Annotated in this window: 1 protein-coding gene; it reads left to right on the forward strand. The window is 68.7% G+C overall.

Translation table 11 applies throughout. The annotated features are described in order from the left end of the window. Positions 1-57: 57 nt before the first annotated feature. Positions 58-651 (forward strand): single-stranded DNA-binding protein, encoded by a 594-nt coding sequence (locus ETD86_RS54605; RefSeq protein WP_138674421.1) that lies wholly within the window; start codon positions 58-60, stop codon positions 649-651. Positions 652-758: the final 107 nt, after the last annotated feature.

Below are 758 nucleotides of genomic sequence, written 5' to 3' on the forward strand. Positions count from 1 at the left end.
GTCCGGCACTTTAGTGCCAGGTCGCGGGCAGCCCGCCCGCCACATGGGAGGCACGGGATGAACGACATCTACATCACGCTCACCGGCAACGTCGCAGCAGAGCCCAGGCAATACACCTTCGAGGACGGCCTCCGGGTCACCTCCCTGAAGGTGCTCACCTCACACCGCTACTTCGACAAGAAGACAGGCCAGTGGACAGACGGGGACCGGGTCTGCTTCACGGTCCGCTGCTGGCGCGCCCTGGGAGAAAACGTCGCCACGTCCGTACGTGCAGGACAGCCGGTGGTGGTGTCGGGCAGGCTCCGCATCCGCGAGTTCGGCCAGGAGGGCGACCGCCGTTTCATGCCCGAGATCGAGGCCAGCGCGGTGGGCCACGACCTGCGCTGGGGCACTGGCGTCTTCACCAAGCCGGAGCGAGGCGGCGGCGTGACCGCGATGAGCAAGGAGATGCGTGACCGCCTCGACGAGGAAACCGAGGACTGGGCCATGGGCACCCGACCCCTACGCTCCCTCACCCGCGTCGGCTCCGCCCCCACCGAAAGCCAAACCGTCCGTGTCTTGGGCCCGGACAGCGCAAACGACGCCGTCCCCGGAGACGAAGAAGGCCAGAACGCCGAGCCGCTGACAACCGAGGAGCGCGCGGCGGCGTAGACGCCAGGCCCGCAGGGAGCGCCGGCCTCCGCATCCGGCGCTCCCTGCACACAACCGCTCGAGACCAGACGGCCAAGGCTGAGGACAAGAAGGAACGGCCAGGAGGC

This window comes from Nonomuraea turkmeniaca, from assembly GCF_005889735.1.
Lineage (GTDB): Bacteria > Actinomycetota > Actinomycetes > Streptosporangiales > Streptosporangiaceae > Nonomuraea > Nonomuraea turkmeniaca.